The sequence below is a fragment of the Pontiella sp. genome (assembly GCF_041622395.1).
Taxonomy (GTDB): domain Bacteria; phylum Verrucomicrobiota; class Kiritimatiellia; order Kiritimatiellales; family Pontiellaceae; genus Pontiella.
In genome coordinates, this window is the sequence record NZ_JBFJYW010000246.1 from 1 (window position 1) to 5,777 (window position 5,777).

Sequence of the window (5,777 nt, forward strand, 5' to 3'; positions counted from 1 at the left end):
GCGGCGCCGGTCGACTGCCCATCGTTGACGGCAAAGGTAAAGCTGTCCTCGCCCACATACCCGCTCGTGGGGATGTAGGTTAGATTCGGGGCCGTGCCGGTCAGCGTACCGTTGGCCGGACCGGAAACCACGCTAAAGGAAAGGGAATCCCCCTCGTAATCGCTGCCGGTCAGCGTGATGGCCACGGAAGTGTTCTTCGCCGTAGAGACGCTCTGCGGGAGGGCGGTCGGCGTGGTATTGAATGCGATGCTGCCGTGCAGCGTCACCTTATCGATCATCGCCAGCGTGCCGCCGGTGGAGGTCGTCCCGCGGCCCCAGGCATAGATACGGAAGGTCGTGGGCTCGGTCACCCCCTGATAGTCGGCGTTGCCGGTCAGATCCACGCTCACGGCCTGATAGGTCGTCGTTTGGCCGAGGGTGGAAATGGCGACCGTGCTTCCGATCAGGTTGCCGGACTCATCCGTTACCGCATACTCATCGACGGACGTGGATACCGACGTGCTCGCCTTGAAGGTGATCGCGGTCAGGTCGAGGGCCACTTCGTCATCGGGCGTGACGGTGAAGGTGACATAGTCGTCCCCGGCGACCGCGCCGGCGAACGACGTTGTGGTCGCATCGTTGACGCCGATGCCGACGCAACCGAGCGTGCCGGTGTTGCCGAACGCCAAGCCTTCGGCATCCACGCCGCTGTTGTCGCCGATCGTGGTCGGGAACGAAATATCCATCGGAGAGGTCAACGTTGTGGCGCTCACATGGGGAGAAACCACCTCCGTTGCCTCCGAGGCGCCTTCGGCAAAATCGTAGCCGACGAGAATCGGCCCGGCGATGCCGCGCAGCACGATCTTATCGACTCCGGCGGCGGTGCCCCACGGGGAGGTCGTTCCCCGGCCCCACGCATAGATGCGGAACTCCGTGGCGGCGGTGACGGTCTCAAACGCCGTACCACCGAGATCGACAACGAAACTTTCGTAGATTCCGGCTCCACTGCCCTCGCTGGTCACCATGACGGCGCTTCCAATCATCGTGCCGGAACTATCGGCCACGGCATATTCATCCACCGAGGTGGATGCCCGCTTCATCGCCTTGAATGAAATGCTCGACAACGTCAGCGTCCGGTCATCACCCGGGATCACCGTGAACGACAGATAATCATCTCCGGCCACCGCATCGGCAAAGCTGGAGGTAATTGCGTCTTCAACGGAAATGGCAATGGCGCCAAGCTGATCGGTACTGCCGAATGCAACCCCTGTGCCATCCAACCCGCTGGTATCGCCAAACGAAGCGCTGGCCCCGATATCCATTGGAGAGGTCAGCGAAGAGGCAATCACGCTGGACGAAAGCATGGTGGGAGCCGTCGGGTACGAACTGGACGCGTCGAAATCATAACCGACCAGAACCGACCCGACCGCGTCGGCCGGATATTCGAATTCCACGGCGGGCACGATGAAGCGGAAGCGCAGGTTGTCCCCGGTCGTCGAATCAGAAGTTGCATCGATCACATTTGCATCGGTGATGCGTAGGCGCTTGCCGGTCGAAGGATGGTCGAGGTAGAACCAGCCGTACTGGTATTCGTTGAGCTCCCATTCGACGCTGCTTCCCGTAGTGCCGGCATCCGCCAGCCCGACGGTGGAGCCGTCGAAGGAAAGGCGGCGACCGCTGCTCATCCCCACGATATACTTGTTTCCACTCGAAGCGGCCACCAGCTCGAACTGTTCGGTCTGTTCCGTGTTCGTCACGTCGGCATAGCCAATGGTGTCCGAAGAAGGATCGTCGATCAGGCGCAGGAAGCGGCCTTTGTTGTGGATGATGTAGGGCTTGTCGTCGCGAACCGTGGCGTCGCCGTCCCAGCCGGCCAGCAACAGGCCGCATTCCATCAGGTCTTCGTAGCCGGGATCGGTGCTGTCGTTGTTGTAGTGCAGCGCCAACTTCGGTGAATTCATGGCGGTGATATCGGCGCCGTTTGCATCCGTTGTGTCGACATTCCCCCCGTAGCCCCACTCGAAAAGGGACCAGCTCTTGAGCCAATCCAGACTTTCGGCGCGCCACATGAATTCCGCCAAAAAGTTATAGTTGTGGTTGCGGCTCCAAGTCACTTTATCCCCGGCGAAATCGCGGGTGGAAAACTCGGTCAGCATGATCTTCCGGCCGTAGAGATTATAGACATACTCCAGGTTGCTGATCAGCATAGAGGGACTGCCCGTCGAGGCGCCATTCGGCGAATACCAGTGCACCGCCTCGTATTCGGTCCGCAGGCCCCGCTCGTCGGCCTCGGCATTGAAGTTCTCTCGCCAGGAACCCTTGTAGTTGGAATCGCAGGGCCCCGCCAGCGGCAGGCGCATGCGCTGCAGGCGCGGCCATTGATAGGCGGCCGTGGCCTCTTCCATATTCGCTTGGTCCTCGAGATTGGGTTCGTTGAACCCCAGCACCGTCGTACTGTTGGCACGGCCGTACCACCCCGGCTGATAGCGCAGAATCTCGGCCGTGGAGTCTGCGATTCCGCCCCACTGCATCGGGTAGTACTGCCCATACTCGACCAGATCTTCGTCCGCCTTCTTCCAGTTATAAGCCCAGCCGGGCTTATACATGAAGTTGAAGTGGAAATGCGATGCCTGTCCCTTTTTGGGGTAGTGGGTTTCGTAGTTGATGGCCCACTGCTGGGCAAAATCCGCGTCGGCGGCCTGCCGCTGCACCACGTTGGTGCCGTCGAGGCCGAGGACCAGCCCGCTCCAGACGTTGACGATCTGGAAATGGGTGCCGTCGCCGGTGTCTTCCAGCCGCCAGCGCTGGTGCGGCATGGCGGTATAGTTGCCTTCGACAATCGCGGCGCCTTCGTTGGTGGAAGCCAGCGACACTTCGAAGCAGGCCTCGCTGTCTTTGCTGCGCAGGCGGTAGGTATCCGTGCCGATGTTGAGCAGCACCTGGAACCAAGGTTCGTCCGACGTGATCGACGAACCGTTGGTGGACGTGGCGAGGTTCAAGCCCGTTTCGCGGTTTTCGATGGTGTAGTAGGAATCCTCGTAGTCGAGGAAGCTCTGGGAGGGGGGCGCTTCGTGCAGCGCATCGGTCCAGAGCGGGTAGGCGTCTGCGCCGTTTTCGGCGAAGACCACCAGCTCGCGGATGACCGCCTGCTTCGAATCGGTCGTATAGACACGGATTTTGGAGGTCGTGACGGCGGCCCCGAACCAGAGGCTCAGGTTTTGCTCGGTGTTGCCCGAAACCGAGCCGCCGGAACAGGTGACCCAGGCAGAGCCGCTCCAATAGTCGACGGTAAAGTCTTCCATTTGGGTGCCTGACAGCCCTTCGAAACCGGAATAGAGATGGATGCCGCGCACTTGCTCGTTCTGCGGGAAATGGACTTCAAAGCTGTGCGGTCCGGCGGCGTCGGTGCTGGCCCACGCGGAGGAGTCGTCGACGTATCCGTCGATCGCCAGCGCAGGATAGTTGGCCCCGTCCACGGAGGAATAGTTGAACTGGCGCAGCTTGGCGACGTTCAAGTCCAGATCCGTACCGAACGGAACCGCGGAACCATCCGAGGTCGGCGGATAGAGCGCCAGTTCCTTCATGCGGGCGGTGGCGTCGGTGGTGTAGAGCCGGAACCGCTGTGCGGTAACGGGCGCAGTAAACTCGAGGTTCAATACCGGCAGGGTGTTTCCGGTCGTGGAGGTTCCCGCGATATCGACCCAGGCGGAGCCGTTGTAATACTGCAAAGAAAAGTCGGAGATGGCGTCGGTCCCGGTCGCTCCGCTGTAGAGGTGCGCGCTGCCGATCGCCATCGGAACCGCGAGCGAAACTTCATACCTGTGCGGGCTGGAGCTATTGCTGACCCAGCGGTTTTCCTGCGTCACGAAACCATCGTTGCCATAGGCTTTCGGCGTCGTGCTGTTGGCGGAATCGACCGAACTGGACTGGAACTTGGCGAGGTTGTAGATCACTTCCGGCTCGGGCGCTTCAGGGACGGAGCCTTCGATCACCAGTTGATCGATCCGCTGGGCATTGGAATATGAAGTTCCGTTGGCCCCCCACACATAGATTCGAAATTCCACGGAATCAATGCCTTGGAGCAAGGAGATGCCGGAGAGATCGATAAAGGTACTCTCCCACTCCGAAAGGCCTTGGGCGGTCGTAGTCGTCAGACTGGTTGCCAACAAGGCATCGGCCGTACTCCAGGCACTCGTGTCGCCATTCACCTTGGCACAAACATTCCACTCGTTTGCAACCCGCTCAGGGTAAGTGGAATTAATCGCCTTGTCGATCGAGAATCCGGTCAGGTCGAGCGTCCCGGCCACATCCGCCGCGATCGTAATCGAGTAGTAATCGCCATCGGCAATCGCATCCGCGAGATCCGTTCCGGTACACCCCTCGCTGGTAGAACTGATGCAACCGCCATCGGTCGAACCAAAGGCGGTACCGCTGGCCGCCACCCCGGTATTGTCGCCGATGGTGGCAACCAAGCCATAGTTGTTCACCGCTCCCCCCGCCGCGGTAACCACCCCGGCACTGGCGCCCGAAGCGACGACCGCAGCCGATTTATCACTGCTAAAATCATAGCCGGCAATAATTGCAGCATTCGCACCGCACGCCAGCCCGAGTCCCAAAAGCATTCCAACCGTTTTATTCATCATATTCTGCACATCTCTTTTTAGGGTCACATCGGGTAGGCGCGTGGCCGCCCCTTACATAGAGAGTTGTCAGAATACCGGCATCCCGAATTCTGCATATAGTCATTTTTACCTATGCCGCCTCCGGCTCCTCAGCTGGCGACGGGTTCGAGAATATCGAAATCGACCACCAACGGCAGATGATCGGAAAGCTGAACCTGCGGCATCTCGAACCGGTTGATCTTGATCTTCGGACTATGGAGGATGAAGTCGAGTTGCTTGCGCGGTTTCTTGCTGGGATAGGACGGTTGCAGGGTCGGATCGGCGTTCCGCAACCCGCTGGCCGACATCAGCAACTGAATCTCGTCCTCACCCGCGAAAGCGTTGAAATCGCCCGCAACGATGTAGGGCCGGTCGGTCTCCTTGATCATGTGGTAGAGATGAAGGATCTGCGCTTGGCGCGCCTTGTAGCTGAGCGCCAGATGAACGAGGAAAAAGGTGACTTTCTCCAGCTCGAGTTCGAGCACCAGCTTTTTCATTCCCCTCTCGAAATAATGGAACTTCTCGCTGTGGATGGTGTCCTTGGCCAGGAAGGCGTTCCCCTGCTTGTTGTAGATGGGAATGCGCTGCCATCGCGAATCCGAACCATATTTGGAACGGTAGGAATGAAAGTGCCCCAGCTTCTCCGCGATCATCTCCACCTGGCTTTTGCGGCCGGCGCGGTAGGAGCCGCCATCGACCTCGATCAGCCCGATCACATCGGGATCGATGTCGCCGATAAACCCAATCAGTTCGTCCAAATGTCCGTGCGTCCGGCCCAGCAGGCCGAGCAACGGGAGCTTTTTCTGGTTGCCGTGCGTGGCGTAGCAAATGTTGTACAGCATGAATTTCATACGTTGAATCTAGCGCGATGCGGACGCATATTGAAGAATTAAGATTTCATTTCACATGCCAACTGCCTAGCATGCTTTCCATGGAATCAGGAGCTCACGACGTTACCTATTGGCTAGTAATCAGCACGGGGCTGCATGTTGCGGCCTTTGCCGGGGTCTTGCTGCACGCCCTGAAACGTCGGCGCAACGCCAGCGCCACCATCCTGTGGATCTTCGTGGCCTGGTCGTTCCCGCTTTTCGGCCCGCTGCTCTACCTCGCCTTCGGCATCGACCGCGTCCCGGTCAA

Annotated in this window: 3 protein-coding genes; 1 reads left to right on the forward strand and 2 read right to left on the reverse strand. The window is 59.5% G+C overall.

What is annotated here, in order from left to right; genetic code table 11:
- Positions 1–4,622 (reverse strand): glycosyl hydrolase (locus tag ABYO54_RS13125; RefSeq protein WP_372808702.1); only part of this gene is annotated, 4,622 nt, incomplete at its 3' end.
- Positions 4,623–4,750: 128 nt separating this feature from the next.
- Entirely contained in the window at positions 4,751–5,491 is a 741-nt protein-coding gene (locus ABYO54_RS13130) for an endonuclease/exonuclease/phosphatase family protein (RefSeq protein WP_372808703.1), read from the reverse strand.
- An 80-nt stretch (positions 5,492–5,571) separates the two neighbouring features.
- Here ABYO54_RS13130 and ABYO54_RS13135 point away from each other — a divergent pair.
- Positions 5,572–5,777: PLDc N-terminal domain-containing protein (locus tag ABYO54_RS13135; RefSeq protein WP_372808704.1), on the forward strand; the 206-nt coding region annotated here is incomplete at its 3' end.

Coding starts and splice junctions, on each gene's coding strand:
- ABYO54_RS13130 (WP_372808703.1), bottom strand. CDS start 5,491: ATGAAATTCATGCTGTACAACATTTGCTACGCCACGCACGGCAACCAG.